Below are 18,269 nucleotides of genomic sequence, written 5' to 3'. Positions count from 1 at the left end.
CATTTGGACACTTTCCTGAATGTGTCCGAAGGGTTAGGCTGCGCGTTCATTTCGCCAGCACCCAGACAATGCTCCAACAATTTCTGCATGACTTCGGCTACTTTGCCCTTTTTCTAGGCACGTTCTTCGAAGGCGAAACCATTCTGGTACTCGCGGGCTTCCTCGCGTTCCGTGGATACATGGACATCAACCTGGTGGTGGTCGTGGCCTTCTTTGGCAGCTATGCCGGCGACCAACTGTGGTACTTCCTTGGGCGCAAGCACGGCCGCAAACTGCTGGCGCGCAAGCCGCGCTGGCAGATGATGGGTGACCGGGCGCTGGAACACATTCGCAAGCATCCGGACATCTGGGTATTGAGCTTCCGCTTCGTTTACGGTTTGCGTACGGTCATGCCGGTGGCCATCGGGTTGTCAGGCTACCCGCCGGGTCGTTACCTGCTGCTCAACGGCATTGGCGCGGCGATCTGGGCCGCAGCCTTGGCGGCGGCCGCGTACCATTTCGGCGCAGTGCTCGAAGGCATGCTCGGCAGTGTGAAGAAGTACGAGCTTTGGGTGCTCGGCGCCCTGCTGGTCCTGGGCTTCGTGCTATGGCTGCGTCGGCGCTTCAAGAATGCCCGCCTGGCCAAGCAGGTCTACGCCGACGAACAAGCGCTGAAAGCCGAAAGCATCAAAACCGAAGGCCCTACGACGCCAGTCGAGTGATGCGGTTTCTGCAACAGTAGAGACCGATGCCGCTCAACAGGCTGTAACTGAGCAGGCCGACCCAGCCCACCATGCTGGCCGGCCACAGCCCCACCATTGGTGCCAGCCACACCAAAGGCAGATTCGACGTCAGTCGCACCAGCTCCAGCTTCAACGCCCATGGGCGATCCTCAAGGGCCACGCCCAGCACAAACAGACCAAACGCCACCGCTCCCCAGCCCAACACCAGGGCGGCGACTGACAGCTTCGGTTCAAGGCTCATCAAGTAGCTGCCCAGCGCGATGTACACGCAGAACTGCAACAAGATGTAGAGCTGCTGACGCCCGTCCAGCGGCACCTCGAATTTGCGGAACCGGGTCAGGTCCGGCTTGTTCATCGGGTATTTGGCCGCCACGTCCGCCGGGCGCCAGCCGGTACGCATGAACCAGATCCGCAATTTGTCCAAGGTACTTTCGGCACGCCGCGCATCTGCCCACAACTGTGCATAGAACTGCACGTTCGCCCACACGGGATTCCAGCTCGCCAGCGGCGTGGTCACGCCAAAGATCACCGGCTCGCTGTCGTCTTCTTCCTGGAACGAGCCGAACAGACGGTCCCAGATAATGAACACGCCGCCGTAGTTGCGATCCATGTAGAGAGCGTTTTGTGCATGGTGAGCCCGATGATTGGATGGCGTGACGAAAAACCATTCGAACCAGCCAAGCTTGGGAATGTGCCGGGTATGCACCCAGAACTGGTACAGCAGGTTCAGCGCGGCGACGCTCACAAACACCAGCAGCGGTACGCCGAACACCGCCAGCGGCAGATAGAAGATCCAGCTCAGCAGGAATCCGGTGCTGGTCTGGCGCAATGCCGTGGACAGGTTGTAGTCCTCGCTCTGGTGATGCACCGAATGCGCGGCCCAGAGGATGTTGCGTTCGTGGCCCATGCGGTGCAGCCAGTAGTAACAGAAGTCATAGAAGACAAAAGCAAACACCCAAGTCCAGACGCTGTCGGCCGACAACTCGAACAGCGCCAGATGCTTGAGGGCAAACGCGTAGGTCACCAACCCCACGCCTTTGGTCAGCAGCCCCGTGGTGGTCGACAGCACGCCGGTGCTGATGCTGTTGATCGCGTCCGCCAACCGATAATTGCGCACCCCGCGCCAACGGTCGGCCAGCAGCTCGACGGCGATCAGCACAAAGAAAAACGGCACCGCATACAGAATGAAGTCCATGACGCGCCCTGACCGGAGTCCAGAGGACAGATGCTATGTGTAACCGTCAATTAACCCTATGGCAACGAGTGCCAAATTAGTGGACATTTAACGCCATGAATCTGGAGAAAAGCCCATGAGCAAAAAAGTTGCAGTGATCCTTTCCGGTTGTGGCGTGTACGACGGCGCCGAGCTCCACGAGAGCGTCATCACCCTGCTGCGCCTGGATCAGCGCGGGGCGCAGGTGCAGTGTTTCGCTCCGGACATCGCGCAGTTGCATGTCATCAATCACCTGACCGGCGAAGAAATGCCCGAATCGCGCAACGTGCTGGTGGAGTCGGCGCGGATTGCCCGGGGCAACATCAAGGATATCCGTGACGCGAACGTCGATGACTTCGATGCGCTGATCGTGCCCGGCGGCTTCGGCTCGGCCAAGAACCTGTCCAACTTCGCCATTCAAGGCGCCGGCTGCACAGTTCAACCGGATGTCCTGGCACTGACCGAAGCCTTTGCCGAGGCCGGCAAACCGGTGGGGTTGATGTGCATTTCCCCGGCCCTGGCGGCCAAGATCTACGGCCCCGGCGTCACTTGCACCATTGGCAACGACACCGACACCGCCGCCGCGATGAACAAGATGGGCGCGACCCATACCGATTGCGCGGTCAGCGACATCGTCGAGGACAAGGCACGCAAACTGGTGAGCACCCCGGCCTACATGCTGGCGCAGAGCATCAGCGAGGCGGCTTCCGGCATCAACAAACTGGTCGACCGCGTGCTCGAACTGACCCACGAAAACGACGCCTGACACACTGTAGGAGCGAGCTTGCTCGCGATGGACGTGAGAGCACCGCGTTCATCCAGCCAGCACTCGTCATCGTTGACGTCCATCGCGAGCAGGCTCGCTCCTACAGTTTACGGGCCAGCCGTGTGAGTATCCGGTCCAGCGCATTGGCAAATGCCTGCTTCTCACGGTCGCCAAACGGCGCTGGCCCTCCGCCCATTTGCCCCTGTTCGCGTAAATCGGTGAACAGGTTGCGTACGGCCAGCCGATCCCCCATGTTCTGCGCATCGAATTCCTTCCCGCGCGGATCGAGCGCGGCCACGCCCTTCTTCACCAGACGGTCGGCCAACGGTACATCGCTGCAAATCACCAATTCACCGGGAACTGCGTGCTCCACCAGGTAATCATCGGCCGCATCCGGGCCGCTCGGCACCACGATCAGCTTGACCAGCGCCAGACCGGGCTTGATCTGCGGCTGCCCGGCTACCAGCACCACTTCGAACTGACGCTTGAGGGCGAACTTCACCACCAGATCCTTCGCTGCCCGAGGGCAGGCGTCGGCATCGATCCAGACACGCATGTTTTGATCCTTTCTGAAAAAACATCGCGGGCAAGCCCGCTCCTACAGGTTATACGCAATCCTGTAGGAGCGGGCTTGCCCGCGAATGTGAGCGCAGCGAATGCTGTTTAAGAAATCTGTACCCGCTGCTTCGCAACCACCCGGCTACGGCCATACAACACGACAATCGCGATGATCGCCACCGCCTGCGCACTCAACGAATACGCATCGGCATGAATCCCCAACCAGTCGAACTCAAAGAACGGCACCGGCCGCGTACCGAATATTCCCGCTTCCTGCAGCGCCTTCACGCCATGTCCGGCGAACACCACCGACAAGGCGCACAAAAGACCAGCATTGATGCTGAAGAACAGCGCCAGCGGCAATTTCGCCGAACCGCGCAAAATCACCCAGGCCAGGCCGACCAGCAGCACCACCGCCGTGGCTCCACCTGCCAACACCGCGTTGTGCCCCGCGGGACCTGCCTGCAACCACAGGGTTTCGTAGAACAGAATCACTTCGAACAGTTCGCGATACACCGAGAAAAACGCCAGGGTCGCAAAGCCGAAACGCCCACCGCCACCCACCATGCTGGTCTTGATGTAATCCTGCCAGGCCGCCGCGTGACGACGGTCATGCATCCACACTCCCAGCCACAGCACCATGACGCTGGCAAATAACGCTGTCGCGCCTTCCAGCAATTCGCGCTGCGAACCGCTGACATCAATCACATAGGCTGCCAGCGCCCAGGTGCCCAGCCCCGCCAGAAACGCCAGGCCCCAACCGACGTTGACGCTGCGCACCGCCGCCTGTTGACCCGTGTTACGCAGGAAAGCAAGGATCGCCGCCAGCACCAGAATCGCTTCAAGGCCTTCGCGCAACAGAATCAGCAAGCCGGAAATGTAACTCAGCGACCAGCTCAAACCGTCGTTGCCCAGCAGGCTGGCCGATGCCTTCAACCTGGCCTTGGCCGCCTCCAGGCGCTGTTCGACGTCGCTCACCGGCAAACCGTCCTGCAACGACTGACGGTAGGCCATCAGGGATTTTTCAGTGTCTTTACGCACGTTGGCGTCAATGTTGTCCAGCGAGCTTTCAACCAGCTCGAAGCCTTCCAGATACGCCGCTACCGATAAGTCATAAGCCTGATCATGCTCACCGGCACGATACGCCACGATGCTCTTGTCCAGAGCGGCTGCGGTGTAGTCGAGCAATTGTGCCGGGCCACGCTTGACCTGCGGCGGTTGCGCTCGCTGGACACGGAATGTCGCGGCGGCCTGCGGGCCTTCGACGGCCTGCACTTCGGCCGGGGTCTGACGAGCCAGGTCGGCGATGTTGTAGGTTCTGTCAGCATTGGCTGTAGCCAGGTCGACACTGAAGCTGGCGATATAGGTAGCCAGATCCCAACGCTGACGATCATCCAGCTGATCGGCAAAGGCTGGCATGTCGGTCCCTTCAACACCCAGGCCCAAGGTGCTGTAGATCGCGTAGAGGCTAAGTCGATCCAGTCGTGTGCTATCACGCAGATTGGATGGCGGTGGCGTCATGCCGACACCTGCCGGGCCATCGCCGGCCCCTGTATCGCCATGGCAGACCGAGCAATGCTGAGCGTACAGTGGCGCACCACGCGCCGGGTCCGGCGTAATGACCGGAGCCTGGCTGACTTCATAGGCCACGGCCAGCTTTGCCCCCAGTTGGCGGGCCTGGCGCGCGACGTCGGCACCGTCCTGACGGGCGCTGATGGAGCTTCCAAGCGCGACCAGGCTTTGCTCCAGGGCAATTTTTTCCGGTTTGGCCGGCATGGCCGCCAGCAGACTTCCCAGCGTCTTGACCGACTCTTGCTGCGCGCGAAACCCGGCCTCATCCATGATGCTGCCCGCCTGCACCGTGTCCGGGTAATCCGCGCCGATGTAATCGAGCAAGTGCAGCGCCTGCGGCGCACCTTCGGCGGGGGCGGCCAGCAGCTGAACGCTGCTCGCCGCGAGCAGCGGCAGCAACAGCCAGGCCAGGAAACGGGAGGGGGAAATCATGAATGAGTCTCAATTGGAAAAACGAAGTTACATATTGTTAACGCCCAACGGGTTTCGCTCAAGCTTTGTCGGGACTTCCTGCGACTTCGAGGGTTCTCCAAGGAACTGATACGCCAATAAAAAAGGCGACCGCATGGGTCGCCTTTTCGGGTTTCGGTCGATTTACGCCGCGGCTCTGCGCAGCGTCGCCATGAACGCTGCCGCACCGATGAACAGCCCGGCAAAGGTCCGGTTCATGCGTTTTTGCTGTATTGGTGTGCGCAGCATACGCAGCACCCTGGACGCCAGACCGGTGTAACCGGCCATGACGATCAGATCGACGCAGACCATCGTCACGCCGATCACCAGATACTGGATCAGCAGTGGAGCATGGGGGTCGATGAACTGCGGCAACACCGCCAGCATGAACACCAGCGCCTTGGGGTTACTGATGTTCACCAGAAAACCGCGGAACACCAGGGCCATCGGCTTGCCGATCTGGCGCACTGCCGCGTCATCGCTCATATCGCTGGGCAGCGCACGCCATTGCTTGATCGCGAGGTAAACCAGATACGCCACGCCAAACCATTTGATGGCGTAGAAGGCCGTGGCCGAAGCCGTGAGAATGGCGCCGACACCGGCACCGACGATGGCGATCTGCAAAGCCAGGCCCAGTTGCAGGCCCAGGGCGTTCCAGTAACCGCGCCAGAAACCGTACTGCAGACCGCTGGACATCGACGCAATGGCGCCGGCACCGGGGGACAGGCTGATCACCCAGCAGGCGGCAAAAAACGCCAGCCATGTTTGAAGCTCCATTGCACACCTCGACTCAGACTCGTGACAGACGTCTAAGCTAATGCGGCTTTGGGTGGATGACTACCGATTTTTTTGCGGGATGTTGCGGTTGCCGACCAGCGCTTACGACTTGAGGGCCCCTTCGCGAGCGAGCCCGCTCCCACACTGGATCTGCGGTGCTCAAAAAGTTTGTGTCTACCGAAGAGCAAATGTGGGAGCGGGCTTGCTCGCGAAGGCAATCTATCGGACAGCAGAAGGCTTACTTTTCAAACCCGTTGGAAGGAAGCACATCCGTCCCGCGCCAGCGCCGCACCGAACGCTGGAAGAACAAACTGTTGGGCACTTGCACCATGGCGCTGCCAGTGCCGAGTTCTTCGGCCTCGACCAGCGTGGTGTACAGCAGATTGATCGCCACCACCCGGCCTTTGACGCCGGGTTTGTCGGTGGTGTCCACCAACTCGACCACATCACCCAGGCGGAACGGGCCGACGGTGAAGATCAGGATCGCGCACAGCAGGTTCGATAGCACGCTCCACATGGCGAAAAACGCCACTGCCGCGACCGCGACGAAACCCGACAATGCGGTCCAGAGCACCGTGGCCGACACACCGAGTCGTTCCAGGACGAAAATCAGCGCGCTACCCATGATCAGCCAGCGCAAACCGCCCCGCAGCGGCATCAGCAGTTGCGGCGGGAACGGATAGCGCTCACCAAGGCGGGTCAGGAACCGGGCGACGACGCGCTGGGCAAAGTAACCGGCCAACAGGATCAGCAGGATTTGCACACCGAGCCAGATCGGTTCGACCCACACCGCCGGCAACGGCAGTTTGAATGCGTCCATCAGGACAGTGCCTCCAGCTCCGCCTGCATGCTTTCCAGCAATTCCAAGGCTTCCATCCACGCCTCTTCCAGCTCCGCCTCACGCACCTTCAACCTGGCCTGTTCGGCCAGCAGATCACGCAATTCGTTCTTGCGCGTCGGCTCGTAGATATCGCTGTCGCCGAGGCTGGCATCGATTTTCGCAAGCTTTTCGTGCAGCTTGCCCAGCTCGGCTTCAAGCTTGTCGGCTTCGCGCTTGTGCGGCGCCAGTTGCTGGCGCAACGCAGCGGCGGCCTGACGCTGGGCTTTCTTGTCGGTCTTGTCCGGGTTGACCGGTGTGTTGCTGACCGGGGCATTGCGCTGGCGATAATCCACCAGCCAGCGAGTGTAGTCCTCCAGGTCGCCGTCGAACTCCTCGACCTTGCCGTCCGCCACCAGGTAAAAGTTATCGGTGGTGCTTTTGAGCAAGTGACGGTCGTGGGAGACCACCAGTACCGCCCCACTGAATTCCTGCAGGGCCATGGTCAGCGCCAGGCGCATTTCCAGGTCCAGGTGGTTGGTCGGTTCGTCGAGCAGCAACAGGTTCGGTCGGTCCCAGGCGATCAAGGCCAATGCCAGGCGCGCCTTTTCGCCACCGGAAAAATTCAGCACCGGCTCGTCGATTCGCGCACCACGGAAGTCGAAACCGCCGAGGAAGTCGCGCAGGGTCTGTTCGCGCTCGGTCGGTGCCAGGCGCTGCAAGTGCAACAACGGGCTGGCCTTGGAGTCCAGAGAATCGAGTTGATGCTGGGCGAAGTAACCGACCACGGTGTTCTCGCCACGGGTCAAGCGGCCAGCCAATGGCGAGAGCTCACCGGCAAGGTTCTTGATCAGGGTCGATTTACCGGCGCCGTTAGGTCCGAGCAGACCGATTCGCGCCCCTGGCGTCAGTTGCAGCTTGACCTTCTCCAGTACGGCTTTGTCGCCATAGCCCAGGCGGGCATCGGACAGGTCGATCAGCGGGCTGGAAATTTTCTGCGATTCACGGAAGACAAAGTCGAACGGCGAATCGACGTGGGCGGCGGTCAGCTCTTCCATCCGCTCCAGCGCCTTGATCCGGCTCTGGGCCTGACGGGCCTTGGTGGCCTGGGCCTTGAAGCGGGCGATGTAGCTTTCCATGTGCGCACGTTGCGCCTGCTGCTTCTCGTAGGCCTGCTGTTGCTGGGCCAGGCGTTCGGCACGGGCGCGTTCGAAGGCGCTGTAGCCACCGCGGTACAGGGTGATCTTGCGCTGATCGACGTGGGCCACGTGGTCGACCACGGCATCGAGGAAGTCCCGGTCGTGGGAAATCAGCATCAGGGTGCCGGGATAGCTCTTGAGCCATTCTTCGAGCCAGATGATGGCGTCGAGGTCCAGGTGGTTGGTCGGTTCGTCGAGCAGCAGCAGGTCCGAAGGGCACATCAAGGCCTGCGCCAGGTTCAGGCGCATCCGCCAGCCACCGGAGAAATCCCCGACCTGACGATCCATCTGCTCGTTGGTGAACCCGAGACCCGCCAGCAACTTGCGCGCCCGGGCGTCGGCGGTATAACCGTCGGCGCTGTCGAGTTCCGAGTGCAGGCGGGCCTGTGCGGCACCGTCATGGGCCGCTTCGGCTGCCGCCAGGTCGCGTTGCACCTGGCGCAGGCGCAGGTCGCCATCGAGCACGTAGTCGACCGCCAGGCGTTCGAGGGTGTCGACCTCCTGGCGCATGTGGGCGATACGCCAGTCGGCCGGCAGGAAGCAATCACCCGAGTCAGGGTGCAGCTCGCCCCGAAGCAAGGCGAACAGGCTCGATTTGCCGGCGCCGTTGGCACCGATGAGGCCGGCTTTCTGGCCGGCGTGCAGGGTCAGCTCGGCGTCTTCTAGCAGACGTTGCGGGCCACGCTGTAAAGTCAGGTTCTGAAGTCGAATCATAATGGCGGCGGAGTCTACCAGCTTCGCTCGCAACTGGCGCGAGTAGCACTATGTCCTCTGACCTGTGGAGCTTTTCCCTGACCACCTACGCCCGTCCGGGCGTTGAGCAGGCATGCCTGCAATTGCAGTCGGCGGGGGTCAATGTGTGTCTGTTGCTGTGTGGTGCGTGGTTGGGACAACGGTGCGTGGCCTGCGATGAGCAACGCCTGCAGCAACTACGTAGCGTGGCCGTCTCGTGGGACACCGATGTCGTGCGACCGCTACGCGCGTTGCGCACACAATGGAAGGCCGAGGCCACGGAGGACGCCGACCTGCGGACCCTGCGCGAACAAGTGAAGGCACTCGAACTGGAAGCCGAGCGGCATCTGTTGTTGCGGCTGCAGAGAACGGCGCAGAGTTGGCCGCAAGGTGCCGAGACCGATCTATCAGCCTGGCTGGAAGGTGTGACGGCTGAGGCCGCCCACCTGCACCGCGACGCGCTGCATCAGCTGCGCGTCGCGGTAACCGGCACTTAGGAAGCGCTGGTTGGGGTGGTTACAGCGCTCGACGTTGCGGCAGGCGTAGGTGCTGGCGCGACTGTCGAGGTAGTTGCTGCCGGAGCAGGTGCTGCTGGCGCAGCCGGTACGACTGGCTTGGCAACCGGTGCGGTGGCTGGCTTGGCGGCAACCGGCTTTTTCACTGCAGGTTTGGCTGCTGGTTTTGCAGCGGGTTTTGCAGTGGCCGGTTTCGCGGCAGCTGGTTTTGCAGCGGCTGGCTTGGCGGCAGCGGCAGGTTTCGCTGCTGCCGGTTTTGCGGCTGGTTTTGCAGCTGGCTTGGCAGTCGCTTTTACAGCAGGTTTTGCCGCTGGCTTGGCTGCTGGTTTTGCCGCTGGTTTGGCAGCGACAGGTTTGGCAGCCGGCTTGGCAGCAGGTTTCGCCGCGGCGGTCCGGGTGGCTGGTTTAGCGGCCGGTTTTGCTGCTGGTTTTGCAGCCGGTTTAGCGGCGGCGGTTTTCGCTGCTGGTTTGGCAGCGACAGCTTTTGCAGCGGCAGGTCGAGCAGCGGCTGGCTTGGCAGCCGTGGTTTTAGCTGCAGGTTTCGCGGCGCTGGCAGCAGCCGGTTTTCTCGCAGCCGGTTTGGCGGCGGCAGTTTTCGCTGCTGGTTTGGCAGCTGCCGGTTTTGCAGCAGCAGGCTTGGCCGGTGCTTTTGCGGCAGCCGGTCTGGCGGCGGCTTTCTTCGCAGGTGCCGCAGCAGGCTTGGCTGCGCGCAGGGACAACGCCTTGCCGACAGCCTCTTGTACACGACCGACGCCCTGGGCCAGTTTCAGGCTTTCCTGAGCATCGCGCTTGAGTTGCAGAATGTAGCCGCGGGTTTCCGATTGACGATCTTTGAGGGCATCGAGCAGCTTCTCAAGATCGGCCACTGCGTCCTTGGCCTTGGCTTGCGCCTTGGCTTTTCCGGCCGCCGCAGCGTCCTGCAATTTGGTGCGGGACTTGTGCAGTTTTTCTTGCGCTTTTCCGCGCTGCTTTTCCAGTTTGGCGAGCAGTTTTTCAGCATCAGCCAAGGCTTCGGAACAAGCGGTTTCCAGGTGCTCGAGCAGGCTGCTCGAGAGTTGTTGGAGCAGGTGCAATGGAGTGTTTACTGGCTTCTTGGTGGCCGACATGGTTTACCTCCTGGCTGAAGTGAGTGCGGCTCATACTAGACCTCTGCTGCAACCGCCGCTAGGGCATGTTGACACTATCGAAAGCGTTGCGTTGCAAAGGACCGAAAAACTTCTGCGTCGAAGCAAAAGCAGTTCACCGTTGCGCGCATTCTCGCTGGCATAATCGCCCGCAATTCAGGTCGGAGAGTGCCCATGTCGCGCTACCTTTTTTTATCGCTGTGCGTGTTTTTTTCGGCGGCCCAGGCCGCCGCAACAACACAGGAAAATGAAGCCCACGATCTTGCTTACAGCCTGGGCGCGAGCCTTGGCGAACGCTTGCGCCAGGAGGCACCCGACCTGCAACTCCAGGCACTGGTCGAAGGATTGCAGCAGGCCTATCAGGGCAAGCCGCTGGCGCTGAAGGACGAGCAGATCCAGCAGATATTGACCGAGCATGAAGCCCGGATTGCCATGCAGTCAGCCGAGCCGCAAAGCGAAATGGCACTGGAAAAAGAACAGCGCTTTCTCGCCGCCGAGAAAGCCAGACCCGACGTGCGAGAACTGGCTGATGGCGTGTTGCTGACCGAGTTGACGCCGGGCACTGGCGCCAAGGCCGGACCGAACGGCAAGGTGCAGGTGCTGTACATCGGTCGCTTGCCCGACGGCACGGTGTTCGATCAGAACAGTCAGCCACAGTGGTTCAGTCTCGACAGCGTGATCGCCGGATGGCGCAGCGCATTGCAAAACATGCCGGTCGGGGCGAAATGGCGACTGGTGATTCCATCGGCCCAGGCCTATGGTGCCGACGGTGCCGGCGACGTGATCGCGCCGTTCACTCCACTGGTGTTCGAAGTCGAACTGCGCGGTGCTACCGGCTGACGACACAAACGAAAACGGCGTGCCTTGGCACGCCGTTTCGGGATCTTGCAGGAAGCGCTTCAGGCCTGAACCGAATCGGTTTCCTTGTGGGCTGTGTGCAGCACTTCGATCAGGCAGTCCTCCAGCTCAAAGCGTTCGTGCAACAGGCCGCCGAGTGTCTTGAACTCTTCGGCGACACACTTTCCTGCATCGCACAGGTCATTGAACGCGAGCAGCTTTTCGGTGATGACGTCGATCCGCGGGTAGATCGTCTCGGCGAGCTCCAGGCCACGCTTGTCGTTGAAGGCCTTGGCCTCCCCCGTCAGTTGCTCGTAGATCTCAAAGTGCCCGGCCGATACATAATCGACCAGCACGCCGCAGAATTCCTGCAAGGGTTTACGATCCTCACCGAGCGCCTCAGGTTTTGCGCCAAGCTTGTCGTAGGCATCGATCAGCTCTTTGCGCTCCTGCAACCAGCGATCAATAAGCAGGTGCACTCCACCCCAGCGTTCCTGAGCATTCTGACAACTTTCGAGCATGGTGATCTCTCTTCCCTTGTGGGTCAGCTGCTCTATGCCCGTTCGCCTCTTGTTACGTCAGTGGGCGGTCAGGCAGAGCGTCATCGAGCAACATAATTCCAATGACACGTGCGGGCCAGATTATGCCCGCGCGACACCAGCTTCAAGGTACGCACGAGATAAAGTTCATACAAGTGTTTAATCGCCCGCAAAGGCCCGGTGCGACGACTCGCCGCTGAGTGGTCGCTGATAGCTGATCCAGACCAGTCGCAACGACTGGTAAACGGCCAGAATCAACATAGCGACGAAGAACAGCAGGCTCCACTCTGTGAGACTCAGATCAAACAGTGTCCAGGAAATTTCCACACAATCGGCAGCGCCCTTGAACATTTGCTGTACGACGGATAGCCAGGGCGAACTGACCAACAGATCTGTCAGATGGGTCGAGCACGCCGTTGCCTGTTCCGCCGGTAGGCTTTGCAGCAGGACCTGTCGCCACGCCGTGACAGTGCCGGCCAGGCTGCAACCAAGACCGAGCAGCCAATACAGAACGTTTCCGATGCGACCGGGGCCATGGACCGAAGCCATCAGGCAGACACCGGTAAAGAGCGCCAGACAAAACCGTTGCACAAGACACAAGCCGCAAGGCCGCAGGCCCACTGCATATTCCAGGTAGTAGGAAACGCCCATTGCCAGGGCACCCGCAACGAAAGCCATGAAAAACAAGGAGCGTGAGCAGGCCAAAGACATGGCTTTTCCGTAAAAGTAGTGACAGACCATTACGGTAGAGGAAAGCGCGAAGGCCTTTCAAGGCAAGTGCCCACGGAGACTTCAGCACAGGTGTAGGGAAATCCCGACGCAGGCGAGAGGATAAGATGTAGTCCCCTGTAGGACTTTGCCTGCGACGAAATCTGGCAACTGAATTTCAACCGATCATCTACTGCGGCGAGGAAGATTTCTGCCTCGCCGCAGGTCATCGCTCAGACGCCGGAGCCTGGCGCCAGCGTATGGGTCAAGCGCGGGCCGGCACCGGCAGAGGGGCGGCGAGCAAGCGCTCATCCAACAACCCCAGGCCTTCCTGAAACAGCTGGTTGCTGCGCTCGGTATCGCCCATTTGCGCCAACAACCTCGCCAGTTCCGCACAGGCTTCCGGATTGCGTTGTACACGCAGGCTGCTTTCCAGATAGTCCCGGGCCTTGCCCCACAAACTGTTTTGCAGGCATAGACGGCCCAGCGTCAACAGCAGACCAGGATCGGCCGGATGCTCCTTGAGCCAACCTTCGGCAGCCTGCAACTGACGGGCCGGATCTTTGCCGCGAACCAGCCCGTAGAGCCGTGCCAGGTGACTGTCGTAGCTGCGCTTGAGAGCAGTGCGCAGCACTTCTTCGGCTTCGACCTGAGCCCCCAACTGACGCAGTTGTTCGGCATACGCGAGCACCAGTTGCGGCTCCTGACGCTGTGCCGAGGTCAGTTGTTGCCAGGCACGTTCGAGCGATTGCTGCCCCACCGTCCCGTCTTCTTCCCGTTGCGCCGCCAGGGACAGGTTCGCCCCCCAGGCCCGGCGCTCCAGTTCGGCAAGCTCGGCCGCCGGCAGGATTTTGTCCTTGCGCAGCTCCGGCAGCAGGCGAATCATTGTCGACCAGTCACCACGCTGCTGAAGCAGGCGTTGCAACTGACGCAGGGTCTGTGCGTTATGAGGGTGGCGTTCACGCATGGCTTGCAGGGTGGCGAGGGCGCCTTCGGTATCACCGCGGTCGGTCTGCAACTGGGCGTGGCTCAAAGCGATCGCCAACTCGGCCTGAGGCTGACGCTCCAGGGCACGCTCCAGCAAGTTGTCGCTTTCTTCGTAATTGCCTTGTTCGTTTGCGGCACGGGCCGCACCGAGGTAGTAAAGCAGCGGTTGGCGCTCGGCTTCGGCAGCCCGATGCAAGTGACGCTGCGCGCTGGCCCAGCGCCCCTCGGCCAGGTCGAGTTGACCGTGCTCGATCGCCACCTGCACCCGACGGCTACGGTTACGTCGCGACCACGGATTGACCACGCCACTGGAAGCCATCAGCAGTTCGACCAGCGACTTGATGCCCCAGATCACCAGCCAGAGCACAGCCACCAGCGCCAAAGTAGCCCACAGGCTCGACTCATAGCGGAAGGTCTTGTAGGCAATCAGCACGTAGCCGGAATGTTCTGCAATCGCCAGCCCCAGCGCAGCGGCAGCGGCGATCACGAGGAACACGATCACATAGAGGCGTTTCATGGCATGGCCTCCGGCGCGGTGTTCGCGGCAGGCTTGGCCAATGGCTTGACCGAATCTTCGGCGTTGACGTTGCGCCGCTCCAGATACCCCTGCACCGCGCTCAGGGTGCCGGTCATATCCGGCGTGACAACGGTGACGGGCTGCTCGCTCAACTCGGCCACCTGCTCAAGCATGACTTTGCTTTGCGCGTTGTCCGGGTTGAAGTTGCCTTTGAGAATGTCCCGCGCTTCGTCCAGCACTTGGGAGTAAACCGCCGCCTGACCATTGAGCGCGGCCCACTGTGCTTGCTCCAGCGCCAGGCTCAGGGCCAGGCGCACCTGACTCAGGCTCTGGCCGGCCAGCAATGGGCGAACGTTTTTATCGGCATTGAAATCGATACGGATGTAGCGCGAAATCTGATCCCACCATTGCGCCCAGCGACTGGCACCGTCGCCATCGGCAGTCAGGCCCAGCAACGAATCGCCACGGTCCTTGTACTCCGGCGCCAGCTCGGTAAGGCTGGCCACTTGATCGCGCAACGCGCCCAGACGCAGAAACAGCCCGGTACGATCCGGTTGCCCGGTACTGCGCAGGGCAACCAGGGTCTTGGCCACCTGCTCGCGAGCGGCAAAGGCGCCTGGGTCGTTCTGCTCGCGCAGTATCTCGTCGGCACCCTGGACCAGTGCCTGGGCGCTGCTGATGTCCTGCAAGGCGGACAGTCGCAGGCTGGCAAGACGCAGCAAATGCTCGGCTTCGGCCAGGCGCCAGTCCTTGCGACTGGCACCGAGTATGGTTTCCAGACGCTGGTTCAAACGCTGCTGATCACCTTGCAGCTGGATCACCAGGCGACTGCGCGCTTCCAGCTCATCGGCGGCAGGCAATTGCGCCAGGCGTGCGCTCAAGCGTTCCTCATTGAGCTTGAGGTTCTGCGCCTGGTCATTCAACGCTTGAACCTGGCTCAGTTGCTGCTGGTTATTGGCCTGCAGGTGACGCACCTGCCAGACACCCCAACCGCCAACCGCAACACCGGCCGCGCCCAGCAGCAGCGCGACGATAGCCAGACCATTGCCTCGACGCTGCACGGCAGCAGGTGGCGGCGGCATTTCATCAACAGGAGCATCAACAGGTGTATCAAGCACCGGTCGCGAGTCATCTTTCGGCAAGGCTGTTTCGCTCACGTATCCATCCTTTGCATTAGAAAACGGGCACGGGATGCTCCCGTAACGCCGTCAGCAAGGCCGCGGCACTGGCACCGCGACAATCCACAACTGTTTTGGCCCCGGCGGCATACGCCAGCTCGGCAACCCTGGGGCTTGGTACAAACAACGGCAACCGCGCCAATTGCGGCCAGGCATCGCCGGCCAACTGATGCAGGTGCTCAAAACCTTGTCCACTGCTGACCACCAGCCCGTTCAGGCGTTCCGCCTGGATCCGTTCCGGCAGCGCTTTCGGCGGGTAAACCGGCAATGCCCGGCGGTACAACTCCAGGTACTCGACACTAGCACCAAGCTCACGCAAACGCTCAGCCAGCAACTCGCGCCCACCCTCCCCGCGCAGGATCAGCGCTCGCGCATCGGGTTGTGCGATAGCCTCGCGCAGTCGGGAAAGTTCGAGCAAGGCTTCACTGTCATCGCCTTCTGCCGGGAAGCTCACGTCCAATCCGTGATCCTCGAGGATCTGCGCAGTCGCCGCACCGACGCTGAACCACTTCACAGCGGGCGGCGTTGGCCAGAACCGCTCAAGCAGCTCGACACCGATCCGGGCGGCCGGCTTGCTGACCACGATGACGGCGCAGAACTGATCCAGCGCCTGAATCACCTGGTGCATTGTGTCAGTGGTCGCAACCGGCACGATGTCCAAAAGCGGCAGACTGTTACTGAATATCCCCTGCTCGGCCAAAAAACTGCTCAGCGCCGCCGACTCATCGGCGGGACGCGTCAGCAGCAAGCGCCAGCCGGTCACTCGTGACCAGCCTCGCCATAGACCGCTTTGAGAATCTCGTCGGCGCCCTGGCTCAAAAGGTCTTCGGCCACTTGCACACCAAGAGCCTCGGCATCGCCACGCGGCGCACGAGCCTGGGCACTGAGCAGCCGGCCACCACTCGGATCACCGACCAGCCCACGTAACCAGACCTGTTCACCTTCCAGCACGGCGTAACAGGCAATCGGCACCTGGCAACCGCCATTGAGGTGCTTGTTGAGGGCACGTTCGGCGGTCACGCGAGTGGCGGTGTCCTGGTGATGCAGGGGTGCCAGCAGCGCATGAATTTCGCTGTCGGCGCTGCGGCATTCGATCCCCACCGCACCCTGGCCACCGGCTGGAAGACTGTCGTCGACACTGATGGCCGATGTGATGCGATCCTCAAAACCCAGACGGATCAGGCCGGCCGCGGCGAGGATGATGGCGTCGTATTCGCCGGCATCGAGCTTGGCCAGGCGGGTGTTGACGTTGCCGCGCAGGAAGCGGATTTCCAGGTCCGGACGACGGGTCAGCAATTGAGCCTGGCGGCGCAGGCTGGAGGTGCCGACGATGCTGCCCTGGGGCAACTCATCCAGGTTGGTGTAGGTGTTGGAAACGAAGGCATCGCGCGGGTCTTCCCGTTCGCAAATGCAGAACAGGCCGAGGCCTTCGGGGAAGTCCATCGGCACGTCCTTCATGGAGTGCACGGCGATGTCGGCTTCATTTTCCAACAGCGCGGTTTCGAGTTCCTTGACGAACAGGCCCTTGCCGCCGATTTTCGACAGCGGTGAGTCGAGCAGCTTGTCGCCACGACTGACCATCGGGACGAGGGTCACCAGCAAGCCCGGATGAGCCGCCTCAAGGCGGGCTTTGACGTATTCGGCCTGCCACAGGGCGAGTGCGCTTTTGCGGGTGGCGATGCGGATCTGGCGAGAGGACATGGATCAATCCGTACTGAATAGATACGGCAGATAATAACAGCTCAGCCAAATCCACTTTGACTTGTATCAGATACTACTCGGCCTCCCTGGCCCCGGATGTCCGGCAATCGGGTGTGAAATTCACCTGCGGACAGCTGATTAAAGCTGCTGCATCATCTTGCGCACACCAGCCACATGGCGCCGGCTGACGATCAGCGCATCACCGTTGAGGCCTTTGAGGAACAGCTGAAAATGCCCCAGGGGTGTGCGTTGCAATCGCTCGATACGCTCGCGGGCGACCAGTGCATTGCGATGGATACGCACGAAACGGTCACCGAATTCGTCCTCGAGGGCCTTGAGCGGCTCATCGAGCAGCACCTCACCGCCCTCGTGGCGCAAGGTCACGTATTTGTGGTCGGCAATGAAGTACACCACCTGATCCAGCGGAATCAGCTCGATCCCTTTACGGGTTCGGGCGCTGATATGGCTGCGCGGGCCGTTGCCGCTTTCGGCAGCAGGGCGGGTCAGGGCGGCGAGCTGGGCACGGCTGGGGCGCTCGGCTCTCTTTAATGCGTCATGTAACTGTTCAGTTCTCACAGGTTTCACCAGATAGCCTACGGCGCTGGCCTGTAAGGCTTCCACGGCAAATTCATCGGGCCCGGCGCAGAACACCACGGCGGGCGGAGTTTCGCGTTCGCATAACCGCGCAGCCACTTGCAGGCCATCGAGGCCGGGCATGCGGATATCAAGCAGCACGATATCCGGCTTGTGGCTGTCGATCAGTGCCAACGCCTCTTCGCCATTCGTGGCACTAGGCTCCAGGACACTGTATCCCTCGAGTTCGCCAACCATTCGGCTCAGGCGCTCGCGGGCCAAGGGTTCGTCATCAACGATCAGGACATTCATATTGCGCTGGATTCCTGCGTGAGTCTCGCACAAGGATAGCGTAGACAGGTGAAGTGACGTCTGTCACCGCGATCCACGCTAAGACTAGCCCGAGCGTCAAAAAGTGCCGCTGGTCGGGCGGCTAAATTTTCATCTGCCAGGCAACTGGCGGCCCAGGCCCGCATTGGCGACACATCGCCACAGGGTTTGCTGATACGCAATATGAACACCCCACTCTTTTTTATGGTCAGCGGCTGCACCGAGAAGTGCGCTGATCCTATTGTCCAACTGTAGACGGTTGCCGGGACGATACAGCTCAATTGAAAAATATCGTTGCGCTAATGCAGGAGCGAGCTTGCTCGCGATGGGCGTTAACGAAAACGCGGGTATCCTGGATACACGCGTCGCGCTCAGGATCATCGCGAGCCTGCTCGCTCCTACAGGTCCAGTGAAAACGTGTCGACCAGTGTCAGCGACAGGATTGGCAACCCTG

At 61.2% G+C, this 18,269-nt stretch carries 18 protein-coding genes; 4 read left to right on the top strand and 14 right to left on the bottom strand.

Annotation, left to right across the window (positions count from 1 at the left end; all coding sequences use genetic code 11):
- Window positions 1-68 precede the first annotated feature (68 nt).
- The gene (locus ACEN8Q_RS24190) at window positions 69-701 is read left to right on the top strand and encodes a DedA family protein (protein WP_413426471.1); all 633 of its coding nucleotides are present in this window, start codon (window positions 69-71) and stop codon (window positions 699-701) included.
- Here ACEN8Q_RS24190 and ACEN8Q_RS24185 read toward each other — a convergent pair.
- Window positions 682-1,917, bottom strand: coding sequence for a sterol desaturase family protein (locus tag ACEN8Q_RS24185; protein WP_413426469.1), 1,236 nt, complete (start codon window positions 1,915-1,917; stop codon window positions 682-684). The two genes, ACEN8Q_RS24190 and ACEN8Q_RS24185, sit on opposite strands and share 20 nt — an antisense overlap.
- Window positions 1,918-2,032: 115 nt before the next feature.
- On the opposite strand from ACEN8Q_RS24185, the gene elbB reads away from it, so the two are divergent.
- On the top strand, window positions 2,033-2,701 hold the full coding sequence (elbB, locus tag ACEN8Q_RS24180) for an isoprenoid biosynthesis glyoxalase ElbB (protein ID WP_413426467.1): 669 nt from the start codon (window positions 2,033-2,035) through the stop codon (window positions 2,699-2,701).
- Between the two features lie 100 nt (window positions 2,702-2,801).
- On the opposite strand, the gene ACEN8Q_RS24175 is transcribed toward elbB, so the two are convergent.
- From ACEN8Q_RS24175 to ACEN8Q_RS24155, 5 genes are all read right to left on the bottom strand, one after another.
- Window positions 2,802-3,257 carry a YaiI/YqxD family protein gene (locus tag ACEN8Q_RS24175; RefSeq protein WP_413426465.1) on the bottom strand — a complete coding sequence of 152 codons (456 nt, stop codon included), beginning with the start codon at window positions 3,255-3,257 and terminating at the stop codon, window positions 2,802-2,804.
- Between the two features lie 107 nt (window positions 3,258-3,364).
- On the bottom strand, window positions 3,365-5,263 hold the full coding sequence (locus ACEN8Q_RS24170; RefSeq protein ID WP_413703827.1) for an FTR1 family protein: 1,899 nt from the start codon (window positions 5,261-5,263) through the stop codon (window positions 3,365-3,367).
- 162 nt (window positions 5,264-5,425) lie between these two features.
- Complete coding sequence (locus ACEN8Q_RS24165) at window positions 5,426-6,058, bottom strand: LysE family transporter (RefSeq protein WP_413426461.1); 633 nt, start codon at window positions 6,056-6,058, stop codon at window positions 5,426-5,428.
- A 238-nt stretch (window positions 6,059-6,296) separates the two neighbouring features.
- Complete coding sequence (locus ACEN8Q_RS24160; protein ID WP_413703826.1) at window positions 6,297-6,878, bottom strand: mechanosensitive ion channel domain-containing protein; 582 nt, start codon at window positions 6,876-6,878, stop codon at window positions 6,297-6,299.
- Window positions 6,878-8,788 carry an ATP-binding cassette domain-containing protein gene (locus tag ACEN8Q_RS24155; RefSeq protein WP_413426457.1) on the bottom strand — a complete coding sequence of 637 codons (1,911 nt, stop codon included), beginning with the start codon at window positions 8,786-8,788 and terminating at the stop codon, window positions 6,878-6,880. Before ACEN8Q_RS24155 ends, ACEN8Q_RS24160 begins: the two co-directional genes overlap by 1 nt.
- A 50-nt stretch (window positions 8,789-8,838) precedes the next feature.
- Here ACEN8Q_RS24155 and ACEN8Q_RS24150 point away from each other — a divergent pair, with 50 nt between their 5' ends.
- A complete protein-coding gene (locus ACEN8Q_RS24150) occupies window positions 8,839-9,303 on the top strand; it encodes a TIGR02444 family protein (protein WP_413703825.1) in 465 nt (154 codons plus the stop codon).
- On the opposite strand, the gene ACEN8Q_RS24145 is transcribed toward ACEN8Q_RS24150, so the two are convergent.
- Entirely contained in the window at window positions 9,300-10,427 is a 1,128-nt protein-coding gene (locus ACEN8Q_RS24145; RefSeq protein ID WP_413703824.1) for an AlgP family protein, read from the bottom strand. The two genes, ACEN8Q_RS24150 and ACEN8Q_RS24145, sit on opposite strands and share 4 nt — an antisense overlap.
- Window positions 10,428-10,619: 192 nt before the next feature.
- Between ACEN8Q_RS24145 and ACEN8Q_RS24140 the strand changes: the two genes are divergently transcribed.
- Window positions 10,620-11,285 carry an FKBP-type peptidyl-prolyl cis-trans isomerase gene (locus ACEN8Q_RS24140; RefSeq protein WP_413427694.1) on the top strand — a complete coding sequence of 222 codons (666 nt, stop codon included), beginning with the start codon at window positions 10,620-10,622 and terminating at the stop codon, window positions 11,283-11,285.
- 59 nt (window positions 11,286-11,344) lie between these two features.
- On the opposite strand, the gene rsd is transcribed toward ACEN8Q_RS24140, so the two are convergent.
- From rsd to ACEN8Q_RS24105, 7 genes are all read right to left on the bottom strand, one after another.
- Window positions 11,345-11,803 (bottom strand): sigma D regulator, encoded by a 459-nt coding sequence (rsd, locus tag ACEN8Q_RS24135; protein WP_413427693.1) that lies wholly within the window; start codon window positions 11,801-11,803, stop codon window positions 11,345-11,347.
- Between the two features lie 177 nt (window positions 11,804-11,980).
- Window positions 11,981-12,532 carry a disulfide bond formation protein B gene (locus ACEN8Q_RS24130; RefSeq protein ID WP_413427692.1) on the bottom strand — a complete coding sequence of 184 codons (552 nt, stop codon included), beginning with the start codon at window positions 12,530-12,532 and terminating at the stop codon, window positions 11,981-11,983.
- A gap of 262 nt (window positions 12,533-12,794) precedes the next feature.
- A complete protein-coding gene (locus ACEN8Q_RS24125) occupies window positions 12,795-14,033 on the bottom strand; it encodes a heme biosynthesis protein HemY (RefSeq protein WP_413427691.1) in 1,239 nt (412 codons plus the stop codon).
- A complete protein-coding gene (locus ACEN8Q_RS24120; RefSeq protein ID WP_413427690.1) occupies window positions 14,030-15,190 on the bottom strand; it encodes a uroporphyrinogen-III C-methyltransferase in 1,161 nt (386 codons plus the stop codon). Before ACEN8Q_RS24120 ends, ACEN8Q_RS24125 begins: the two co-directional genes overlap by 4 nt.
- A 16-nt stretch (window positions 15,191-15,206) precedes the next feature.
- Window positions 15,207-15,974: a uroporphyrinogen-III synthase gene (locus ACEN8Q_RS24115; RefSeq protein WP_413427689.1), complete on the bottom strand. Its 768-nt coding sequence runs from the start codon at window positions 15,972-15,974 to the stop codon at window positions 15,207-15,209.
- Complete coding sequence (gene hemC / locus ACEN8Q_RS24110; RefSeq protein ID WP_413427688.1) at window positions 15,971-16,912, bottom strand: hydroxymethylbilane synthase; 942 nt, start codon at window positions 16,910-16,912, stop codon at window positions 15,971-15,973. The genes ACEN8Q_RS24115 and hemC overlap by 4 nt, the downstream gene beginning before the upstream one ends.
- Window positions 16,913-17,050: 138 nt before the next feature.
- Window positions 17,051-17,797: a LytR/AlgR family response regulator transcription factor gene (locus ACEN8Q_RS24105; RefSeq protein WP_008015500.1), complete on the bottom strand. Its 747-nt coding sequence runs from the start codon at window positions 17,795-17,797 to the stop codon at window positions 17,051-17,053.
- Window positions 17,798-18,269: the final 472 nt, after the last annotated feature.

Origin of the sequence: Pseudomonas sp. Pseusp16, from assembly GCF_047324915.1 — a bacterium.
GTDB lineage: Bacteria > Pseudomonadota > Gammaproteobacteria > Pseudomonadales > Pseudomonadaceae > Aquipseudomonas > Aquipseudomonas fluorescens_CD.
The sequence above is the reverse complement of the archived record's forward strand: the minus strand, read 5'-3'. Positions and strand labels throughout refer to the sequence as shown.